The organism is Sulfurovum indicum, assembly GCF_014931715.1.
Taxonomy (GTDB): domain Bacteria; phylum Campylobacterota; class Campylobacteria; order Campylobacterales; family Sulfurovaceae; genus Sulfurovum; species Sulfurovum indicum.
Genome location: NZ_CP063164.1, coordinates 1,823,237 through 1,843,712 on the forward strand (window position 1 = coordinate 1,823,237; position 20,476 = coordinate 1,843,712).

At 43.8% G+C, this 20,476-nt stretch carries 21 protein-coding genes; 10 read left to right on the top strand and 11 right to left on the bottom strand.

Annotated elements, in window-relative coordinates:
- Nucleotide 1: 1 nt before the first annotated feature.
- The 7 genes from dacB to yajC all read right to left on the bottom strand — a co-directional run bounded on the left by dacB (nt 2) and on the right by yajC (nt 8,300).
- A complete protein-coding gene (dacB, locus tag IMZ28_RS08970; RefSeq protein WP_197548269.1) occupies nt 2-1,729 on the bottom strand; it encodes a D-alanyl-D-alanine carboxypeptidase/D-alanyl-D-alanine endopeptidase in 1,728 nt (575 codons plus the stop codon).
- Nucleotides 1,726-2,883: a MalY/PatB family protein gene (locus IMZ28_RS08975; protein ID WP_197548270.1), complete on the bottom strand. Its 1,158-nt coding sequence runs from the start codon at nt 2,881-2,883 to the stop codon at nt 1,726-1,728. Before IMZ28_RS08975 ends, dacB begins: the two co-directional genes overlap by 4 nt.
- Nucleotides 2,880-4,997 (bottom strand): 5-histidylcysteine sulfoxide synthase, encoded by a 2,118-nt coding sequence (gene ovoA / locus IMZ28_RS08980; RefSeq protein WP_197548271.1) that lies wholly within the window; start codon nt 4,995-4,997, stop codon nt 2,880-2,882. The genes IMZ28_RS08975 and ovoA overlap by 4 nt, the downstream gene beginning before the upstream one ends.
- A 20-nt stretch (nt 4,998-5,017) precedes the next feature.
- A complete protein-coding gene (locus IMZ28_RS08985) occupies nt 5,018-5,356 on the bottom strand; it encodes a DUF6394 family protein (RefSeq protein WP_197548272.1) in 339 nt (112 codons plus the stop codon).
- 118 nt (nt 5,357-5,474) lie between these two features.
- Nucleotides 5,475-6,446, bottom strand: a complete 972-nt coding sequence (gene secF / locus IMZ28_RS08990) for a protein translocase subunit SecF (RefSeq protein WP_197548273.1) — start codon at nt 6,444-6,446, stop codon at nt 5,475-5,477.
- Complete coding sequence (gene secD, locus IMZ28_RS08995) at nt 6,446-8,026, bottom strand: protein translocase subunit SecD (protein WP_197548274.1); 1,581 nt, start codon at nt 8,024-8,026, stop codon at nt 6,446-6,448. Before secD ends, secF begins: the two co-directional genes overlap by 1 nt.
- A complete protein-coding gene (yajC, locus tag IMZ28_RS09000) occupies nt 8,013-8,300 on the bottom strand; it encodes a preprotein translocase subunit YajC (protein WP_197548275.1) in 288 nt (95 codons plus the stop codon). Before yajC ends, secD begins: the two co-directional genes overlap by 14 nt.
- A 159-nt stretch (nt 8,301-8,459) precedes the next feature.
- On the opposite strand from yajC, the gene IMZ28_RS09005 reads away from it, so the two are divergent.
- From IMZ28_RS09005 to IMZ28_RS09035, 7 genes are all read left to right on the top strand, one after another.
- Entirely contained in the window at nt 8,460-9,803 is a 1,344-nt protein-coding gene (locus tag IMZ28_RS09005) for an apolipoprotein N-acyltransferase (protein ID WP_197548276.1), read from the top strand.
- Nucleotides 9,800-10,168, top strand: a complete 369-nt coding sequence (gene yidD, locus IMZ28_RS09010) for a membrane protein insertion efficiency factor YidD (RefSeq protein WP_197548277.1) — start codon at nt 9,800-9,802, stop codon at nt 10,166-10,168. The genes IMZ28_RS09005 and yidD overlap by 4 nt, the downstream gene beginning before the upstream one ends.
- Nucleotides 10,140-11,168 carry a dihydroorotase gene (gene pyrC / locus IMZ28_RS09015; protein WP_197548278.1) on the top strand — a complete coding sequence of 343 codons (1,029 nt, stop codon included), beginning with the start codon at nt 10,140-10,142 and terminating at the stop codon, nt 11,166-11,168. The genes yidD and pyrC overlap by 29 nt, the downstream gene beginning before the upstream one ends.
- Complete coding sequence (locus IMZ28_RS09020; RefSeq protein ID WP_197548279.1) at nt 11,161-11,805, top strand: carbonic anhydrase; 645 nt, start codon at nt 11,161-11,163, stop codon at nt 11,803-11,805. Before pyrC ends, IMZ28_RS09020 begins: the two co-directional genes overlap by 8 nt.
- Nucleotides 11,806-11,871: 66 nt before the next feature.
- A complete protein-coding gene (gene cysK, locus IMZ28_RS09025; RefSeq protein ID WP_197548280.1) occupies nt 11,872-12,792 on the top strand; it encodes a cysteine synthase A in 921 nt (306 codons plus the stop codon).
- Between the two features lie 4 nt (nt 12,793-12,796).
- Nucleotides 12,797-13,375, top strand: a complete 579-nt coding sequence (locus tag IMZ28_RS09030; protein ID WP_197548281.1) for an aminotransferase class IV family protein — start codon at nt 12,797-12,799, stop codon at nt 13,373-13,375.
- A gap of 16 nt (nt 13,376-13,391) precedes the next feature.
- Nucleotides 13,392-13,838, top strand: coding sequence for a hypothetical protein (locus IMZ28_RS09035; RefSeq protein WP_197548282.1), 447 nt, complete (start codon nt 13,392-13,394; stop codon nt 13,836-13,838).
- 9 nt (nt 13,839-13,847) lie between these two features.
- On the opposite strand, the gene IMZ28_RS09040 is transcribed toward IMZ28_RS09035, so the two are convergent.
- Complete coding sequence (locus IMZ28_RS09040) at nt 13,848-14,750, bottom strand: LysR family transcriptional regulator (RefSeq protein ID WP_197548283.1); 903 nt, start codon at nt 14,748-14,750, stop codon at nt 13,848-13,850.
- Between the two features lie 189 nt (nt 14,751-14,939).
- Between IMZ28_RS09040 and IMZ28_RS09045 the strand changes: the two genes are divergently transcribed.
- The 3 genes from IMZ28_RS09045 (at nt 14,940) to IMZ28_RS09055 (ending at nt 18,859) form a co-directional block, all read left to right on the top strand.
- Nucleotides 14,940-17,006, top strand: a complete 2,067-nt coding sequence (locus IMZ28_RS09045; RefSeq protein ID WP_197548284.1) for an ATP-dependent helicase — start codon at nt 14,940-14,942, stop codon at nt 17,004-17,006.
- Between the two features lie 157 nt (nt 17,007-17,163).
- On the top strand, nt 17,164-17,997 hold the full coding sequence (truB, locus tag IMZ28_RS09050) for a tRNA pseudouridine(55) synthase TruB (RefSeq protein WP_197548285.1): 834 nt from the start codon (nt 17,164-17,166) through the stop codon (nt 17,995-17,997).
- Nucleotides 17,998-18,088: 91 nt separating this feature from the next.
- Nucleotides 18,089-18,859, top strand: a complete 771-nt coding sequence (locus tag IMZ28_RS09055; RefSeq protein WP_197548286.1) for a 4-(cytidine 5'-diphospho)-2-C-methyl-D-erythritol kinase — start codon at nt 18,089-18,091, stop codon at nt 18,857-18,859.
- Here the strand turns inward: IMZ28_RS09055 and IMZ28_RS09060 are convergent.
- The 3 genes from IMZ28_RS09060 to IMZ28_RS09070 form a co-directional block, all read right to left on the bottom strand.
- Nucleotides 18,856-19,437, bottom strand: coding sequence for a hypothetical protein (locus tag IMZ28_RS09060; RefSeq protein WP_197548287.1), 582 nt, complete (start codon nt 19,435-19,437; stop codon nt 18,856-18,858). The genes IMZ28_RS09055 and IMZ28_RS09060 overlap by 4 nt on opposite strands.
- A gap of 87 nt (nt 19,438-19,524) precedes the next feature.
- On the bottom strand, nt 19,525-19,950 hold the full coding sequence (locus IMZ28_RS09065) for an Hsp20/alpha crystallin family protein (RefSeq protein WP_197548288.1): 426 nt from the start codon (nt 19,948-19,950) through the stop codon (nt 19,525-19,527).
- Nucleotides 19,951-19,973: 23 nt separating this feature from the next.
- Nucleotides 19,974-20,417: an Hsp20/alpha crystallin family protein gene (locus IMZ28_RS09070; RefSeq protein WP_197548289.1), complete on the bottom strand. Its 444-nt coding sequence runs from the start codon at nt 20,415-20,417 to the stop codon at nt 19,974-19,976.
- Between the last annotated feature and the right edge of the window lie 59 nt (nt 20,418-20,476).

Genomic DNA, 20,476 nt, shown 5'->3' on the forward strand with positions numbered 1-20,476 from the left:
ATTATTTTTTTGGATCGCTCTCTTTTATCAGGAAAGCCCCATGATTGACAGTTGAGCGTATTTTTTTCAATGCATCTCTGGCTGCAGCCTCACTGCCAAAAGGCCCTATCAATACTTTATAGTTCGGGCCGTTTCGGATAAGATATGAAAAATGCAGCCTCTTGATCTTTGATAGATATGCTTTTCCTGGAGAGCGGGAAAAGGAGCCGGTTTGTATATAGTAGAGCTTTCTCCTGCGGGAGGGTGCAGATTGTCTGTTGGCTGAATTCTTTTTTACGGCATTTGATACAATGAGTGCATCAGATTTGGATCTTCTGCCGGAGACACCGGCTTTCCCGTTATACTGGACCAGCCATTGAATAATATTGTCCTGAAGTTTTGCAGCTTTCCACTTGGCATGCTTCGTATTGATAATGATCACTGCGGTATAGTATCTGCCTTTCCTGCTTTTGACATACCCGGCAATGTTCTTGACACGCCTGAGTGTCCCTGTCTTCATCCATGCCCTGTTTCGAACGATCGTACCCCTGAAACGTTTTTTGATCGTCCCGTCAACCCCTGCGACCGAAAGTGTATTCATCCATCTTTGCCCATAACGTTCATAGGCATGGTCAAGCATCGCTGCCAGACTCTTTGCATTGATCTTGGCGCTGCGTGAAAGCCCGCTGCCATTGTCGATCTTGACCATTCCGCTGATTGGAACACCCTGTTCCCTGAGTATCTGTATAACAGCCCCTCTTCCCTTGTCGACTGTTGCAGGTGCTCCATGAAGCTTTGCCCCCAAAAAGAGCAGCAGATGTCTTGCATAAAGGTTGTTGGACTTTTTTGATGTTTTGGAGATGATCTTCTCCAAAGGTGGAGAGTAGTGTATAAAGAGTATCTTTGCATCTTTTGGTACTTTTCGCAGACGCATACCGCCATGGAACTCTATACCGGCCTTCTCTAATGCATCTTTCAGGAGATAATAGAATGACTTATACGGCTGTGTGACCACCTGACAGATAGTTCGTTTACCGCAGCGCTTTGAGATCTTTCCCTTGATCCATACTTCAGAAACAGCTTTGGAATCATCCACTGTCACTCGGGGCCAGGAGTACTTTCCTCGACAAGGTTTGTTCACACGTTGAAGCTGATTACGGATGATATAGCTGCCATCTGGATCTTTTTTGGTTACAGTATTCTTTTTCGGCTCTACACAAATAGTGCTGACACGTTCATTGAACATCATCGCATCTGGCATTGCATTATAGGGGCTGTAGGGATTCTCATCGAATTTGGAACTGTTCTTTGTACCTACTTTGAAGTAGCTTCTGTCTATCACGATGTTACCTGTTATCTTCCGTATCCCTTTGGTTTGGATCTCTGTAATAATATCATCAAGATCATCTGTCCCAAAAGTGGGATCTCCAAACCCTTTTACGACAAGATCACCTTGCAATACACCGTTCTTAAGTCTTCCGTGAATATAGAACTGTGTCGGCCACCGGTACTCAAACCCCAGTTCCAAAACCGCGGAATAGGCAGTAAATACTTTGATCACCGAAGCAGGAGTTCTTGTCTCTGACGCATTCAATGATGCCACTATTGTGTTACTCTCCCCTGCCTCTTTAATATAGAGACTGATATCTTTTTTTGGAATTCCGGAACGCTTGATTGCTGTTTCAATACCGCCAGGAAGTGCATATATCCAATAACTGGCAAACATAAAAAAAAGTACAAGCCGTTTCAATGCATCTTCCTGTAGGCTTGCAGCAGTCTGGACATTGCCTCTTCAATTACTTTCAAAGATGTACCAACATTCAAACGCATAAATCCCTCTCCGGCTCTGCCAAAACCTGCACCGTCATTCAAGCCCAACTTTGCCTGATTCACAAAAAAGTCGACCAGTCTCTCCTGTGAGAGTTTCATTTCGGAACAATCAAGCCAGACGAGGAAAGTTGCTTCGGTCTTCACTGCTTTTATGGGCAGATGGTGTTCTGCCAAAAAACGGTTTACATAGGCGATATTGTCTGCTAAATGTTTCCTGAGTCTTTCAAGCCATGCTCCACCGTTCTCATAGGCCGCCATCAATGCTTCAATACCAAAAGGATTCCCATTGGTAATGCCTGAACGGTTCTGTTCAAGTCTATAAACCCTTCTGATGCGCCTGTTGGGGATAATGGCATAAGAGGTATTGAGTCCTGCTATATTAAAGGTTTTGGAGGGTGCATTAAATACGATGCACTTCTCCAGGGCCTTTTCAAAACAACCTATGCTCTTATGTGTTTTACTGTAGATGATATCCGCATGGATCTCATCGGAGATGATCATCACTTCATTCTCAATACAGATCGCAATAAGTCTTTCAAGCTCTGCTTCACTCCATGCTCTTCCTGTAGGGTTATGCGGCGAACAGAGCAAAAAGAGTTTTGCTTCTTTGGCTTTCGATTCAAAGTCCTCAAAATCGATCTCATATCTACCGTCACGATACCGCAGGGTATTATCAAGTACCTTTCTTTTTCTGTGGTGTAAAGAGGAGACAAATGGCGGATAGATCGGTGTCTGTACAACAACACCGTCGCCCTTTTCACAAAAGGCTTCAATTGCGAAATTGAGTGAAGGCACAACACCGTAACAGGGCACGATCCATTCTTTTTTTATTTTCCAGTCATACTCTCTGGCATACCATTGCATGATCATATCATAATAGTGTTCCGGGTAGCCCGTATACCCATATACTGGATGATCAGCACGTTTTCTAAGCGCTTCCTGTACACATAGAGGTGAAGCCAGGTCCATATCGGCCACCCACAACGGGAGTAGATCATCCGTATCGAATTTCAATACGGCATCTTCGTATTTGGTTGCGTAGGTACCGCTGCGCTCAACAGCCTCAAAATTCATCGCCTCTCCCAAATACTCATTTGGGCGATCGTGTACTGATGTTTACGTGCAGTCTCCTGAATGACAAAAGGGATATCCTCAGTATCAAGCAGTGTAAAATCATCTCCTAGTATCTCTTCAAGCCCCTGAAGTGCAGTGACATTCTCACCGTCTCTTTTGTAGCCGCCAATCCATTTCTCTCTGGGTGTCGACTCCTCCTGCCAGGTATAAGGAGAGGTCAGGACAAGCAGCCCACCTTTTCTAATACGTCCGGCCATCGACTCCAGGAACTTTTGGGGATCATACAGACGATCTATAAGGTTTCCTGCAAAAACCAGATCAAAATCGGTAAAAATCGGCTTGAGATTACAGGCATCTGCCTGCCAGAAGTTCACTTTCTTGGAAGCATGTTCCAATCCAAACCGGTTCAGTCTCACTTCATGAAACTCTTCCAATTCCCCTTCGATGGGCATTGTATACCTCAATACACCACTCTCTTTGAAACGCTGTGCCTCCTGAATGAAGCGTGCCGAGAAATCTACTCCGATCACTTCATCAAACTCCCGCGCCAGTTCAAAACTGCTGCGCCCTATGGCACAGCCTACATCAAAAGCTCTCTTTCTGGGTCTGCTGCCCATATACTCCAGTGCCATTCTGGCACACTTGGCAGGGTAATTCTCAACTCCCAGCCTGTTCTCGCCCCACCCAAAGTGGCAATATTGGGAAATGACCCCATCGGTCGTATAGGCATTGGTCATGATCTTCTCCTCATATTCACTCTCTATATAACGAAATCCTGCATGCTGATAAAAATGTTTTCGAAAGGCATAACGGCTCTTCCTGCCTGCCAAATTCCCTGAACTTATCCAGGAGCCACCTTTGATAAGATTGTGTTTCCCATCAAATGTCGGCACAGTAAAATCATCATACACAGGATGCACTTTGAATCCTTCATAAGGATACATTGGTGTACGCGTCCACTGCCACACATTTCCGGTAATATCAAAAAAATCTCCGTGACGACAGCAGTCTACCGGTGTAGATGATGCGGCCTTTGTCAATGCAATATTGCTATCACTCTGCCCTTCTTCTATTAACCCCTTACAGCCAGAGAGTTGACTGAAGTCATATAAACGCATATACTCATCTTCTGTCGGAAGTACAATGCATCTGCCCTCTTTTTGACTTTTCCATCTGCAAAAAGCTTCAGCTTCCAGGCAATTCACCTCTACCGGCCAATTCATCGGCAAAGGGATCTCCTCTGTCATCGTACGCAGGTAGTATCCATCCTCTTTCTCTATCCAAAATCTCGGTCTGTTCGCTTTTTGATACATTCGCCATGCATTTCCCTCTTCATCCCAGAAAGAATCGTTATGATAGCCGCCCTCTTCTATAAAGGCTGAGTATTCTGCATTAGATACCAGATATTTGGAAGCTTTAAATGCAGGAATATTTGCATGGTGTATGCCATATTCATTGTCCCATCCATAAAAATGATCATCCCATACTTTCCCCAGATGCACACTCCCGGACGGTACAGGAACAAGCGTATTGACCGGTGCACTGCCGACCTTCTGAGAGACCTGCCATGCAGGAAGATTCTCTACACCCTCAAGAGGCAACTGGCGTATCAAAACCGAAGAAGTTTCAAGATGGATATTCTCATGTTCGATCCCCATCAAAATAACCCACCATGGGGACTCCCATGTGATCGGAAGTGTCAGAGGCAGTTTGTCTGTCAGTTCAGATACCAGGTTGTAGACACTGTCGCGATACTTCTGTGTCTGCTTAAGTGTAGGCCAGCTATAGTGTTGGTCATTCAGATCATCCCAGCTCATTTCATCGACCCCGACTGCAAAAATAGATTCCAGGTACGGATCAATACGCTGATCAATGATCTTGGCAAGCTTAAGTTTATTAATAAAAAAAACGGCGGTGTGCCCGTAGTAGAAGATAAGCGGTTGACGCAGAGGATCCGCTTTTTGAAAATAGAGCTTTTCATCGGCTATAGTCTCAAACAGAGACTCATACCGTTTGTAGCAATACTGAAAATATGCCTTGATCTCCATTCTTTTGGCATGAATATCATTCCCATCCAATTCAGGCATGGAGAGTTGAGGCTCACATAATGGCATTACAGCTGCACCTGAATGACTTAAAAGTCAACTTTCTCTTTTGCACTCTCGATCATGGAGATAACTATTGTATAGAGATTTGCAACCACTGCACCGATAACAAGTCCTGTCGCTATCGATATATTATCATAGAACTTCATAGCAAAAAATGCAGGTATCAGGTGCAGATCTGCCACCAGTGAACCTGCAAGCAGTTCAGCTGAAAGGGTGTTCCTTACCCCGATCTTCATGATCGTAGAGACTACATTGACAGATCCGGCTATAAACAATGCCACCAATGAGTCTTCATACAAAAACGCTGCCGATGTCGTTAATGACATTAATGTAAAGAAGATATAAAAAACCTTACCCCACTGCATACCTGCTCCTTAATATTGCAAACCTGCTTCATCATTCAAATAGTTTTTCAAAGAAAAGCATACCATAACTCTTTACTCTTCACTCTTAGCTTCCCATTTCAAAACAAGCGTATTTCGTTTAGAGTGTTCCCTGTTCATACATAGCGCGCATCTTCTCTTTCTCTTTTTCCCTCTTGAGTTTTTCAGCCTCTTTTTCTCTAAAATCGCTTACAGAGAACCCGAGCCACATCAGGATCGGTGAGGCCACAAAGATCGAAGAGTAGGTACCTACAATTACACCTACAAGCAGTGTAAAACTGAAGCCTTTGATAATCTCTCCGCCAAAAAGGAAGAGTGTCAAGACCACAAAGAAGGTAGTCAGTGATGTCAAGGTCGTACGGGAAAGTGTACGTGTTACAGACTCATCAATGATCGTACCAAGATCCGGATCTTTAATTGTCTTGATCCCCTCTCTGATACGGTCAAAGACAATGATCGTATCGTTCAATGAGTATCCAAGAATAGTTAACAGTGCCGCCAGTGTATCCAGGTTTACTTCAATACTGAAAAGTACAACTGCTCCCATAGCGATGGTAACATCATGCAGCAATGCCATCACGGAAGCTACGGCAAAGCGCCATTCAAATCGGAAGGAGACATAGATCAAAATACCGATGATCGCCAGTACCATTGCCATAAGACCTTTTTCACGAAGTTCTGAACCGACCTTTGCTCCAACCATATCTACACGCCGTACTTTGAATTCACCGGTACCTGCAAGAAGCTTTCGCATCTTGTCACCAATATCTTCTCCCAGGGCTTTCGAACTCATCTTGGTACGGATAACAATCTCATCATCACTTCCAAAATAGGTAACACTTGCTCCCTCATAGTTTGTATCTTTGCTTATAGCCTCACGCACTTTATCGATAGGTGCCTTGCCTTCATACTTCACCTGTACCAGTGTACCGCCGGCAAAATCAATACCGTAATTGAAACCTTTGGTAAATATCAGTCCCAGAGAAAGGATCAGTACAACAACTGAAAGCAAACCGAAACGCTTGCTTTGACTCATCAAAGAGAGTGGTTTTTTATACTTGAATACTTCCATTACTTTGCTCCCTCTGCTTTGATACCGAACCAGAAGCCCAGTTTTTTCTTATCGATCTTGGGTAGTAGCCACTGATAGAATCCGTGTGTTCCTACAATTGCCGTCAGCATCGATGCCAAAATACCGATACTCATGGTAAGCGCAAATCCCTTGATAGGGCCTGTACCGTACGCATACAGTACTGTCGCGGCTATCAGCGTCGTAACGTTCGCATCCCATATAGCAGTAAAAGCATTGCTGTACCCGTCTTCGATCGATTTGGCGACTGATTTGCCCTGATGAAGCAGTTCCCGTATACGCTCATTGATGATCACATTGGCATCAACTGCCATACCCACTGTCAAAACAATACCTGCCATCCCGGGCAGGGTCAATGTGGCACCAAAGAGAGACATGATCGCCAAAATAAGGAACAGGTTCCCAACCAGCGCTACATCAGCAATCACCCCGGCCATACCATAGTAAAGTACCATAAAGAGTACAACAAGGATGAAACCCAGCGCCAGAGCCATAGAACTTGCTTTAATACTGTCAGCTCCAAGACTTGGCCCGACAGAGCGTTTTTCCATCACATAAACCGGTGCAAGCAGTGCACCTGAACGAAGGGCAATGGCCAGGTCATGCGCCTCTTCAAGCCTAAAATTACCGGAGATCTGTACATGCCCGCCACCGATACGCTCACGGATCACCGGTGCAGAGTATACTTTATTATCAAGTACTACAGCCATACGCTTGCCAACCGCTTTGGCAGTAAAATCACCAAATATCTTGGCCCCCTGTCCGTTGAGTGTAAAATTGATCACAGGTTGATTATTCTGATCAAAACCGACTTTGGCATCAGTCAGCATTGAACCGTCAAGTACCGGGATCTGACGGAGCAGGTAGCGTTCATTGGTATTGACATCAGAGAGAATAACATCACCGTAACTCTTGGCTTCATTCTCGTTCATGGTCATCACTCTCGCCGCTCTCTCCTCATCAACAGCCATTAACTGTAAATGTGCCGCACGGGCAATAAGCTCACGGATACGCTGTTCGTCTTCCTGCGTTTTGATACCCGGAACCTCTACCAGGATCTTATCCTCACCCTGTTTGGCAACAGTAGGTTCGGCAAGCCCGAACTCATTCAAACGGTTTCTAATGGTATCTACCGCCTGCTTGATCGCATTTTGCTTCGTACGCTCGATCTCTTCCGGAGTCATCTGCAGTGTGAACTTCAATCCGTTCTCTGACAGTACAGTCCCTTCGATCTCTTTTTTCAAAAGAGCTTTTGCCTTGGCCACATCGTCCTGATCAAGCAGTTCAAAAGTCACTTTCTTCCCATCAACCATACGCAGATCATCAAAAATGATCTCTTCATCATCGAAAAGATACTTGATACTTGCAGCGATCGATTTGGTACGGGATTCGATGGCAACATCACTTTTTATACCAAGAAGCATATGCAGTCCACCCTGAAGGTCAAGCCCCAGAGTGATCTTCTTCCCACTCTCGCTCTGCGTCAATGACGGAATGGAGAAGACCACTCCGAAAATAAGTGCAAAGACAAAGAGAATAACTCTGAAATTAAGCGTTTTCATTGCCTGCTTCAACCTTCTTGGCAACAAATGCTCTGTCAAGTTTTACAATCGTCTCATCATTTAGTTTGATTTTGATAAAATCTTCTTCCGGTTTAACGATCGTAGCGATCAACCCGCCGTTCGTAATGATCTTGTCACCTTTTTGAAGTCCAGCCAGCATTTCAGCATGTTCCTTACGCTGTTTATTCTGTGGTCTGATGATAAGAAAGTAGAAAATTGCAAACAGGATCAAAAGTGGCATTAATGATCCGATGATACTGCCTTGTTGTTCCATTAGGAATCCTTTATGAATAAAATGAGACAATATTTTAGCACCTTTATCCCAAATTATGCATTAGCGTTGCCAAATATACTGTAAATACCCGTAGATCAGTAATATTGTAGAAAAGCAGTGATCTCTGCCAGCTGTTCAGAGAACAAAAAAGGAGGCATATTGCCAAATACTTATACTTTTAAAGCAGAAAACTCTTGCCAAAACCGTTATACTGCTTCTGCACTTCTATGTGGTATTTTTATAGCACTGCTTGGTTCACTATTCATCTACTTCTCACACTTTGGCATCAGCTACCCTGCCATTAACACTATTACTGCCCTTATGGCACTTTATCTGCTTTTGGTCTCAGGTTCAAGGGTCTGGTTCTGGAGTGGATTTTTTACCGGCCTTTTTTGGTTCTGGTGGATAGGTCTCAGCTTCATACACTACAACATGGTCTGGGCGATCCCATTTGTAGAATTGGCGATCGCAGGTATTTACGGATGTCTGTTTTGGCTGATCGCCAAAATATCGATATTGGCGGTCAGCCGATGGTCGATAGCCGACAGTGAAGAAGAAAATACTGCCAGGCGACACAAACGGGTACTGTTCACTCTGTGTATCAAAGCCCTTGGGCTCCTGGTACTCAGCTATGTCCATCCCTTCACCTTCGACTGGTTCAAACCTGAACTAATGTTCGCAGAAAGTTACCTTGGTATCAAAAAATGGCAATTTGCACTGATACTCGTTGCTTTGGTACTCACAGCCTGGAAACGCACTCTTCTCTTCTTATTGCTTCTGCTTCTTGCCTATCAGCCTGGCCGTACAGCATCATCTGTAGAGATCGATAGAGAAATTGCCATCGTCACTACGCAGATCCCTGTAGAGGAGAAATGGGACAAAACACAGCACAAAAACCAGTTCAAAGCACTCTTTTCATATATTGACGAAGCTGTCGAAGAGAACAAAAGCCTTGTAATCCTGCCAGAATCTGTCTTCCCGGTTTTTTTAAATCGGGCAGAAACATTAATAGACAAACTCCAAATGCATGCCAAAAAGATCAATATCGTTACCGGTGCACTTTACTGGGACGGAGAAACACCTCGCAACTCCACCTATGTTTTCACACGTGACAGCAAAGTGACTGTTGCCAATAAGACTCTCCTTGTTCCTTTCGGTGAGGCCAATCCTCTTCCCGACTTTCTCAGTGAGTGGATCAACAAACTCTTTTATGACAATGCCGTTGACTACAAGGCAAGCAACAAAATAGTCGACTACACTATAGATGGGAAAACCTACCGAAATGCCATCTGTTTTGAAGCAACCAGTGAAATTCTTTATGAAGGAAATCCTGAAAATATGATCGTCCTGAGCAACAATGGATGGTTCACCCCCTCCATCGAACCGACTTTACAGAGACTCCTGTTACAATACTATTCCAAAAAGTATGGGACCACTATCTACCATGCGGTCAATATGTCGCCATCCTATATCATTCAAAAAGGGAGTGTGGTTACACCATGAGATTCAAAAAGTTCTTTATCATGCCTATCAAAGGGTATCAGTATATCTCCAGAATGTTTCCTGCAAACTGCCGCTACTATCCCAGCTGCTCGGAATATGCCAAATGGCAGTTTGAGTTCAACAGCCCACACCATGCATTGACTGCAAGTGCATTGCGTATTTTACGCTGCAATCAGCTTTTTCCCGGGGGGATAGACTATCCTGTGGTATATTTTATACCCCCAACAATGACAAAATCACTCGATATTAATGATTTTTGTGGCAAAATCAGAGTTAATTATTGGCTTGTCCCCAAAGATGCAAGCCGCTCACGCTACTATCTTATAAAGGATTTCCATGCCAGCAACCACCCAAATCACACTTAATGCTCCATTAGATATGCATCTGCACTTAAGAGACGGAGAGATGCTGCACAACATCGCCAAAGCCTCTGCCAAAACATTCAGCGGTGCTGTTATCATGCCAAACCTCGTACCGCCGGTAAGCAGTAAAGAGGAGGTTGTCGCTTACAAAGCACGTATCATGGAAGCTGTAGGAGATGAGAAATTCATTCCCTACATGACCCTCTTTTTTAAACCCGGTTACAACAGATCCTTTCTGGAAAGTGTCAAGGATGAGATCAGTGCGATCAAGCTCTACCCTGCCGGGATTACTACCAACTCCGAAGGAGGAGTGAGCGGGTTTGATATCGAAGAACTGCGACCGGCACTTGAAGCAATGAGTGACCTGGGCATCCCGCTCTGTATCCATGGAGAGACAAACGGTTTTGTTATGGACAGGGAGGCGGAGTTTGTATCTATCTATGAAAAACTGGCAACCGCTTTCCCAAACCTCAAGATCATCATGGAACATATTACCACCAAAGAGAGTGTCGCTGCACTCGATCGTTTTGAAAACCTCTATGCCACGATCACGGTACACCATCTCATGATAACACTTGACGATGTCGCCGGAGGGATGCTGCAGCCCCATCTTTTCTGCAAACCCATTGCAAAGCGTCCTGAAGACAGAGAGGCACTGCTAAAAGTTGCCCTGACAGCGCATCCAAAAGTAATGTTCGGCTCCGACTCCGCACCCCATCCCCGCCATGCCAAAGAGTCCTGTGGCTGTGCGGCGGGGGTCTTTACCGCACCCATCGCACTGCAGCTTCTTGCTGAACTCTTTGTCTCCAACAATGCTCCGCTGGAAAACCTGCAAGCCTTTGTCTCGGATAATGCCCGGCACATATACGGTCTTACCCCTCTAAAAAAAGAGGTCATACTGGAGAGAACTCCTTTTAATATCCCATCCGAATACAATGGTGTCGTTCCTATGCATGCTTCCGAAACCATCAACTATACTATCAAGGAGGTCAGATATGGATAAACGTCTTGAGGATTTTGAAATAGGTCATGAAAACTTTAAGAAGATAAAATTTAACGAGAATAAAGAGCGTTTTAAGATTCTCATCGAAGATGGACAGCATCCCAAAGCACTTTTTATCGGATGCAGTGACTCACGTGTCATGCCCGCTATGATTACCGGAAGCAAAGCCGGAGATCTCTTCATCGTCAGAAACATCGGAAACTTCGTTGCTCCTTTCAGGCCTGATGCGGACTATCATGCAACCGCCTCGGCAATCGAGTATGCTGTCAGCGTTCTTGATGTTTCAGATATCATCGTCTGTGGGCACTCCCATTGCGGTGCCATCGCTGCTCTATATAAGGAGATAGAAGCCACACCGGAGAATATACATACCATCAAATGGCTGGAGCTGGGGCATGCAGCGAAAAAAATTGCCCTTCTCTCCCATAAAGAGAGTTCCAAAGAAGAACTTCTGCGTTATACAGAAAAGGTCTCAGTGATCCATCAGCTTGACAACCTTCTTACCTATCCTGCGGTCAAAAGACGTGTCGATGAAGGGAAACTCTTTCTTCACGGATGGCACTACCACATGGAAACCGGTGATATAGAATATTATGATGATGAAGATTATGAGTTTAAACTGCTTAGCCAAAAGTAATATTCATGTATAATAACAATAATATTTATTATATAAACATACTTAATCATATTAAAGGATTAGACAATGATTGCCCAAAACATAGAAGAGCTTGTAGGAAACACCCCTTTAGTCAGAATTAACTCGCTCTCAGAAGCTACCGGAACCACGATCCTGGGCAAATGTGAATTTATGAACCCCACCTCATCTGTTAAAGACAGGATCGCATACAATATGATCAATGGCGCGATGGAACGTGGTGAGATCACCCAAACTACAACAATCATCGAGCCTACCAGCGGCAATACCGGTATAGGTTTGGCCGCTATCTGTGCAGCAAAAGGACTCAGACTGATCCTAACTATGCCAGACTCTATGAGTATTGAACGACGCAAACTGCTCAGCCACCTGGGAGCGGAACTGGTATTGACACCGGCGGCAGAAGGGATGAACGGTGCTATCGAAAAAGCCGATACTCTGGCAAGGGAGCTTGATGATGCCATTGTACTGCAACAGTTCAATAATCCTGACAATCCCCAGATACACCGAATGACAACAGCCAGGGAAATACTCAATGATACAGAAGGGGAGATAGATATTTTTGTCGCAGCAGTGGGGACAGGCGGAACACTGACAGGAACAGCCGAAGTACTCAAAAAGGAAGTTGCCACACTTAGGGCAGTTGCCGTAGAGCCTCTCTCCTCTGCCGTACTGGAGGGCAAACCGGCAGGTCCACACAAAATACAGGGGATAGGTGCAGGATTCATACCCGGAATACTCAACACAAAGATCTATGATGAAGTAATCGCCATCTCCAATGATGAAGCATTCTCCATGGCAGCAAAAATAGCAAAAACCGAAGGACTGCTTATCGGGATCTCAGCCGGTGCCAACCTTGAAGCTGCCTATCAGGTTGCACTGCGTCCTGAGAATAAAGGCAAGACCATAGTGACCATCCTGTGCGATACAGCGGAACGTTATCTCTCAACCGAGCTGTTTGACAACTAATGTTATGTCTCCTCTTTTACTTGAAACCATAAAAATAGAAAGGGGAGAAGCACAGAACCTCTCTTATCATCAGGCACGTGTCAACAAAAGCCGGGCAGACCTCTTTCAGACTCTTTCGCCTATTGATCTCTCTTCGGTCATAAAGGTGCCCGAAGAGGGCCTCTATCGCTGTCGTATCATCTATAGTACCAAAATAGAGAGTATTGAGTATCTTCCCTATGTACCTAAATCAATCGAGACATTAAAGATCATACCTTCTTCAATAGAATACCGTTACAAATATGCTGACAGGCGAGCCCTGGATGCTCTTCTTGAGGCAAATCCGGATACAGATGAGATCATCATTGAAAAAGACGGCCTGCTGACCGACACAACCATTGCCAATATCGCTTTTTTTGACGGTAGCCGCTGGTACACACCCAAAACACCTCTGCTTGAGGGGACGTTGAGGAAGAAGTTTCTTGACAAAGGTCTCCTGCTGACCAGAGACATTACCAAAAAAGATCTCAAAGCATATACACACGTGGCTTTAATGAATGCTATGATAGGATTTAAGATCCTAAACCATATCACTATCAAATAGACAAAGCGAGTAGATCATGACCATTAACCTCTTCCAGACCAAAGAGTACAAAACATTGATGCAGGAACATATCACTAAAACGATCAGCTATCTTTTTGAAAAAGACCAGGAGTTCGCTATTGCCTGCGAGATCAGATATATCGACTTCACTCCTGCACTGCCGGATGATATTCTGGAGAGTTTTAAAGAGACCGTACTGTTCGTACTGAGTGGCTATACTTATGAAACTGCAAAACTGGAAGGGGAGAACTTCAGCTTTGAAGCAGGTTTTGGAAGTGAGAATTTCGGTTCGACAGTTACCATGCCTCTGCTTGCGATCAAACAGATTTTCGTCGGAGAACATCCCCTCGTTTTCAATCTTGCCCAGCCTGCTCCCAAAGTGGAACTCTCAAAAAAGAGTTCCATGGAAGCGCTCATGAACAACCCTGAGAACAAAAAACTTCTTAAAAAAAAGAAACCTTAAAATCCTCTTCTAACACTGTCCTGCCAAAATATAATCAACTACTTTGTCAACATAGGCATTGTGCTTGTTCTCTTTGGAGTAGACAATGTAAAACTTGCGTGTCATAGTATATCCGCGCAATCTTGCCTCATAAAGCTCTCCATTGGCTACTTCATCTGCTATCGCATATTTGGAGATGATCGAAGCAACCGGATGCTCAGGATCTTTTTTGGCACGTTTGATCGTTTGCAGTACAGCAGTTGTGTTACTTACTTCAGAGAGTACATCAAAACTTTTACAGGAGACCCCAAGTTCTTCAAATACCTCAGAGACTACCCGTCTGGTATGCGATGACTCTTCACGGCAGATCCATTTAAAATCATAAAGCTCTTCTGTTTTAACCGTTTTGGGAATAGGAACATTGCTCACAAGTACAAGCTCATCTTCCAGCCACTCTCTGTAAATAAGGTCATTGTCCATAACAGGCGATTCTATAAGTCCAACATCCAGTTTTCTGTCTTTGAGTTTCTGCACGATATTGGCACTCAGATCGATACTGAGATTGATATCATTGTTGATCGCTTCTCCCATAGCATTGAGACACTCTCCAGGGATAACATAGGTTCCGATAGTGTAGGAAGCCCCGAGACGGAATGTCATCTCTTTGTTGATGATCTTCAATATATCTTTCTCGGCAGCATGAATCTCTTTTTCAAGACGTGTTGCGATCTTATAAAGCTCATCTCCTTCTGCGGTCAACTTGATACCGTTCTTCTTTCTTTCAATGATCTTGACACCGAGATACTTTTCAATGAACTTGATCTGTTGTGTGACTGCAGGCTGGGAGATACCCAGTTTTGCTGATGCTCTGGAGAAGCTTCTTTCACGTGCAACGGTCAAAAACGTTTCGAGTTTCACAAAATCTTTTAACATTCATTTTCCTTTGTATACTATGCATAGTAAAATTAAATTAAAGGTATTATATCAAATTATACTTAATTCGACATAAGTTAACCTTATTGTTTTCAATCAAATTCATTTTTCTTATACATAGGCGTCAAGACACCTTTTTAATAAATATCTCGATATAATAAGAGTATCTAGAGGAGTATTATATACGAGATGGAAGAGATACTTAAAAGCCTTAACCCCTCACAACGTGAAGCGGTTGAACACATCGATGGTGCAATGCTCATCCTTGCCGGAGCAGGAAGCGGTAAAACCAAAACATTAACAACACGACTGGCCTATCTTGTAGGAGAGGTAGGTATCGATCCTGCCAATACCCTTACCCTCACCTTTACCAATAAAGCTGCAGCAGAAATGCGTGAGCGGGCACTTAAGCTGATGCCCACAAAAGTATCCTACCCCCCTCTTTTATGTACTTTTCATAAGTTTGGCCTGCTTTTTCTCAAGTTTCATATTGAAAAACTGGGACGCAATAACAGTTTCGTTATTATCGACAGCGATGACAAAAAACGACTTTTAAGAAATATTGCCAAAAACCTCAAGATCGACTTGAACCTCTCTTTCATTGCTTCAGAGATCTCAAAATACAAAAATTCCCTGCTGACACCGGAGGTAGTCATTCAAAAGGCAGAACTGCCTGACTACAAAAAAGTTGCCAGAATTTATGAAAAATACCAGGAAAATATTATTGAGAACAACCTGGTCGACTTTGACGATCTTCTGATGCTGACCTATCAGATACTTGAAAGCGACCAGGAACTTAGACGTGAGACCAGCAACCGCTACAGATATATCATGGTCGATGAGTATCAGGATACCAATGAGCTTCAGTTCCGCCTGCTTGAGCTGCTTGCATCAGAGCACGAAAATCTCTGTGTCGTAGGGGATGATGACCAGAGTATCTACGGCTGGCGAGGAGCAAATATCAGAAACATTCTGGAATTTGCCGATAACTTTAAAGTATGTAAAACAGTCAAGCTTGAAACCAACTACCGCTCGACCGAACCCATCCTGAAAGCGGCCAATACACTCATAGAACATAACTCTACCCGTCTTGGAAAGAGACTGGTTTCCCATAAGGGAGAAGGTCCTGATGTCAAACTGCTCCACTCTCTTGACGAATCAATGGAAGCAAAAGCGATCGCCCATCAGATAAAAGAACTTCTTGAGAAAGGATGTGACCCCGATGAGATCGCTGTACTTTACCGTATCAATGCACTGTCACGTTCTCTGGAGGAGGGTTTTTCCAAAGAGGGGCTTAACTTCAAACTTATTGGCGGTATGCGGTTCTATGAACGCGCAGAGGTTAAAGATATCATCTCCTACTTCAGAGTACTTGCCAATCCCCATGATGACTTCTCCCTGCTGCGTATCATCAACAAACCCAAACGCGGTATAGGAAAGGCTTCCATTGAAAAACTGCAAAAAGCAGCTTTTGATACACACCTCTCACTGTATGAGTATATCAGGCAGAGTGTCGAAGGCACACAACCTGTGGTCATCAGTAAGAAGGTAGCTGCTGCTTTGAAGCAGCTGGTCGAGGATATCAACATACTCCAGGAGGAGATCAAAAACAATTTTGGAAACTTTATTAACCTTTTTGAAGAGCGTATCAAACTCAAAGACCATTATGCCGGAATGGTCGACGGTTTTGACCGCATCATGAACATTGATGAGTTCTATGGATACTTCAGGGATGCGGTTGGCAAGAATCCGGACCTGACCCTTGATGAATTCCTTAACGACATCTCACTGCAAAGTGATCAGGATCAGATCGAAGAGGATGCCATTACCATCATGAGTATTCATGCGGCAAAAGGATTAGAGTTTGAACATCTATTTGTTATCGGTATGGAAGAGGAGTTCTTTCCGCTGCTTGGAGAAGGATGCAATATGGAAGAAGAGCGTCGTCTGGGCTATGTAGCCATCACCCGGGCAAAATCAGACCTTACCCTCTGTTATGTCGACAGCCGCTTCTACAAAGGCCGTCGTAAAATGATAGATAAAAGCCGCTTCCTTGGCGAAGCAGGTCTCATTCAGGATGCTTCACTCAAGATCACCAAACAGGCCGCTTTCAAAAAAGGGGACCTGGTCAAGCATAAGATCTTCGGCATAGGGCGTGTTCAGGCTGCCAACAAGTCGGGGAAAGAGTACAAACTGCTCATCAACTTTGGCGGTAATAAAAAAGAGATCCTCAGCTCTTTTGTGCAAGCCATCTAAATAATGAGGAATGAGGAATGAGGAATGAGGAATGGCTGTATGCAATGCTCTTGCATTGCTTTTATTACTTGAAACAAAAGTTTTTCGACAGAAAACCATACCAACGCGATTCACGATTTACGATTCACTATTCACGTGAACTCCATTGGAGTTCACAATGAACCGTCTCTTCGTTGTGAACAAACCCATCTTCCGCTCCTCCAACAGTTACATGGGATACGTCAAACACAAGTACGGTACCAAAAAAGTCGGTTTTTCAGGTACACTGGATCCCTTTGCTACAGGATGCCTTATTGTCGCGACCGGACAGTACACCAAACTCTTTCAGTATCTTGATAAAACTCCCAAAAGCTACAAAGCCACTCTATGGCTGGGAGCGAACTCTCCGTCTCTGGATATTGAAAATATAGAGAGTATCAAAGAGACAATACCTTTTTCAGAAGAGCAGATCAAAGAGACTCTGGTATCACTTAAAGGAGAACTGACCTACTATCCCCCCAAATTCTCTGCCAAAAAAATAGGCGGAAGGCGGGCCTACGAGCTCATACGGGAAGGCAAAGAGGTAACACTCAAAACGATCACTTCAACCATCTATGATATCAGACTCATCTCCTATAACCACCCCTTTATCCACTTTGAAGCAACAGTGAGTGAAGGCACCTACATCCGCTCTCTTGGAGCACTCATCGCAGACAAACTCGAAGTGGACGGCACACTCTCTTCACTGCATCGCATCCATGAGGGAAAGTTCCATTTTGAAAACGAAAAACTCCTCAACCCCTTTGAACACCTCGCCATTGCCAAGAATACCTATACCGGCGACGATACATACCTGGAACTTGGTAAAAAACTCTCCATAGACTACTTTGAAACCAAAGAAGACGGTACCTATATAGTTGAGACCAAGAACTTTTTTAGCATTATCGAAATTAGGAACAAAGAGGTTGCCTACAAACTCAATCGCCTCGAAAAATTCAAGGAGCATCAATGAATCCAATAATAAAAGCACTGCAAAACAGTGCATACAATAACCCCTCACTCCTTACTCCTCACTCTACATGCTCTTATAAGAGGTCTCTCTCATGAGAATAACTGCCCATGCCAAAGTCAACATTTTTCTAAAGATCACAGGGCACAAAGAAGGATACCACACCCTTCTTTCCCGCTTTATGCGGGTTGATGACCTTTACGATACCCTTACACTTATTCCGGAAAAATGTGAAACCTTCACCATTGAAGGATGCGGAGATATCCCTACTGATTCAAATACCATCTATAAGGCTTTTCAAATACTGCAGGAATATACCGGCTCAAAAAAACTGAAACACTTTTTTGAAAACCATAAAGTCGTTGTAGAAAAACATATCCCCTCACAGGCAGGACTTGGTGGAGGAAGCTCAGATGCTGCTGCTTTCATACGGCTTGTCAATGAAGTATGCAGCCTTGATATCCCTGTTGAGACACTGGCCGAACTTGGCAGCCGTGTCGGTGCGGACCTTCCCTTCTTCATCTACAACTATCCTTCAGCCAATGTCTCAGGCTTTGGAGAGCTCGTAGAAGCCTTCGAAGAGGAGACGTTGCCTCTGGAACTCTTTACCCCTGATATCGGATGTGATACAGCATTGGTCTACAAAACCTTTAAACAACATCTTTTAAATGATATTACCCTTTGCAGTTTCACAGGATGGGAGAAGTACAGGAGTAAAGATCTTCTTGAGCTCATTGCTGATCCTGTCATGCTTAATGATCTGTATGCTGCTGCACTTATCGCCTACCCTGAGCTTAAAAAGAGAGCCCCTGAAAGCTGGTTCTTTTCAGGAAGCGGAAGTACCTTTTTCCGAATAAAAACTTAGTGTTCTGCAGCATTTGCCAGGATCTGCCTGCGAATTTGTGACGCACTTTTGCTGCTTTGTTCATCAAGTTCTCCGACCAGATCTTTACGGATATGCACGGTCAGCTTTGCCAATGCCTCTGCAAGCAGATCCTCATCAGTGTCACTTACATGCTTATCCTGGGCAATTTGGTGATGAAATACCTTTAGAAACTTCTGATACTCTTCCAAAACGGCCGGAGAAGCAACGATAGCTAAGCGATGGGTATGAAACTGTAACTGTATCAACTCATCCTGTGTAATATTACGGTGTAGTACGATCGACTCAATGCGATCAATAAGATCACGATAGGTTTCTGTTTTAAGTTCAATGAACTTGACACTCTGCTCCTTTTCCAGTTCAACAGAAGTCTGCTTGTTCAGAAGCATTGCTGTAATAAGTATCGTCGCCAATGTTCCCAACACAACCAGAATGATCTCCTGAGTAAAGGGCATTTTATCTGATACATGATAAGCCAGACGCAAAAAGAGGTACCCCCCTACGAAAAGTATGATACTTAGCAGCATCATAAGAATATTGTTTTTGATCACTTGGTTCATCTTTTGCCTTTTTCTTTTTATAGGGGAATAACAGACTAAGATAGTAACATAGTGGGATTGAAATGCGGGTTAGTACCCGCATCATCATTAGTTGACGGCAATACTTTTCGCCTTGCGTGACTCTTCTTTCTCTAACGAAATATAAAGTCTTCCATCCTCATACTTGGCATTGATCTTCTCTTTATCAATCCCTTCAGGCAGAATGAAGCTTCTTGAAATTATACCAAAGCTACTCTCGCAGAGGTAATAGTCCTCTTTTTTCACTTCATGCTTCATCTTTCTAACCGCTTTGACCGTTAGAATATTGTCTTCCAGCTGCAGTTGGATATCTTCTTTGTTTACACCGGGAAGATCAACCTCTATGGCAAAACCGTCACTTCCTTTTTTTGCCAGGTTGGCAAACGGAAGGTGGCTGGCAACATTCGCAAAGGTTTCTTTCGCTACTTCCAGCCCTTTTTCAACTTTTTCTTCGACTGTATTGGCTACTTCTTTTGCTGTTTTTACAACATCCATTTCAAACCTCCTTACAGAAAATCTTACTTGATCTCGATCTTTCTGGGTTTATTATCTTCTTCTTTAAGTTTTGGAATGGTTACCTCAAGTACACCGTCTTTTGATTCAGCATGAATGTTCTCTACATCTATCTTCTCCGGAAGCGTAAAACTTCTGCTGAATTTTCCATAGCGGCTCTCTACTTTATAGTAATCATCCTCTTTCACCTCATCTTTGTATTTTCTCTCACCCGAGATGGTCAATACATTATCTTCGGTCGTGATCTCTATATCCTCTTTTTTGATACCGGGGAGATCCAACTCGACATGATAGGCATCTTCACCCTCTCTTGTATTCACTGCCGGGATGAATGATGCAATGCTGCTATCTTCTTTCACCGGATCAAACTGGTTCATCAGAGAGTGAAGCACCTCAAATCCTTTTCTAATATCCAGATCATTATATGGGTTATATCTTGTTACCAACATTTCTGACTCCTTCTGCTACCCTTGAGGGTACCTTTGTTTTTTTATTATTTTATATCATT

Coding starts and splice junctions, on each gene's coding strand:
- IMZ28_RS08975 (WP_197548270.1), bottom strand. CDS start 2,883: ATGAATTTTGAGGCTGTTGAGCGCAGCGGTACCTACGCAACCAAATAC.
- ovoA (WP_197548271.1), bottom strand. CDS start 4,997: ATGCCATTATGTGAGCCTCAACTCTCCATGCCTGAATTGGATGGGAAT.
- IMZ28_RS08985 (WP_197548272.1), bottom strand. CDS start 5,356: ATGCAGTGGGGTAAGGTTTTTTATATCTTCTTTACATTAATGTCATTA.
- secF (WP_197548273.1), bottom strand. CDS start 6,446: ATGGAAGTATTCAAGTATAAAAAACCACTCTCTTTGATGAGTCAAAGC.
- secD (WP_197548274.1), bottom strand. CDS start 8,026: ATGAAAACGCTTAATTTCAGAGTTATTCTCTTTGTCTTTGCACTTATT.
- yajC (WP_197548275.1), bottom strand. CDS start 8,300: ATGGAACAACAAGGCAGTATCATCGGATCATTAATGCCACTTTTGATC.
- yidD (WP_197548277.1), top strand. CDS start 9,800: ATGAGATTCAAAAAGTTCTTTATCATGCCTATCAAAGGGTATCAGTAT.
- pyrC (WP_197548278.1), top strand. CDS start 10,140: ATGCCAGCAACCACCCAAATCACACTTAATGCTCCATTAGATATGCAT.
- IMZ28_RS09020 (WP_197548279.1), top strand. CDS start 11,161: ATGGATAAACGTCTTGAGGATTTTGAAATAGGTCATGAAAACTTTAAG.
- cysK (WP_197548280.1), top strand. CDS start 11,872: ATGATTGCCCAAAACATAGAAGAGCTTGTAGGAAACACCCCTTTAGTC.
- IMZ28_RS09030 (WP_197548281.1), top strand. CDS start 12,797: ATGTCTCCTCTTTTACTTGAAACCATAAAAATAGAAAGGGGAGAAGCA.
- IMZ28_RS09035 (WP_197548282.1), top strand. CDS start 13,392: ATGACCATTAACCTCTTCCAGACCAAAGAGTACAAAACATTGATGCAG.
- IMZ28_RS09040 (WP_197548283.1), bottom strand. CDS start 14,750: ATGTTAAAAGATTTTGTGAAACTCGAAACGTTTTTGACCGTTGCACGT.
- IMZ28_RS09045 (WP_197548284.1), top strand. CDS start 14,940: ATGGAAGAGATACTTAAAAGCCTTAACCCCTCACAACGTGAAGCGGTT.
- truB (WP_197548285.1), top strand. CDS start 17,164: ATGAACCGTCTCTTCGTTGTGAACAAACCCATCTTCCGCTCCTCCAAC.
- IMZ28_RS09055 (WP_197548286.1), top strand. CDS start 18,089: ATGAGAATAACTGCCCATGCCAAAGTCAACATTTTTCTAAAGATCACA.
- IMZ28_RS09060 (WP_197548287.1), bottom strand. CDS start 19,437: ATGAACCAAGTGATCAAAAACAATATTCTTATGATGCTGCTAAGTATC.
- IMZ28_RS09065 (WP_197548288.1), bottom strand. CDS start 19,950: ATGGATGTTGTAAAAACAGCAAAAGAAGTAGCCAATACAGTCGAAGAA.
- IMZ28_RS09070 (WP_197548289.1), bottom strand. CDS start 20,417: ATGTTGGTAACAAGATATAACCCATATAATGATCTGGATATTAGAAAA.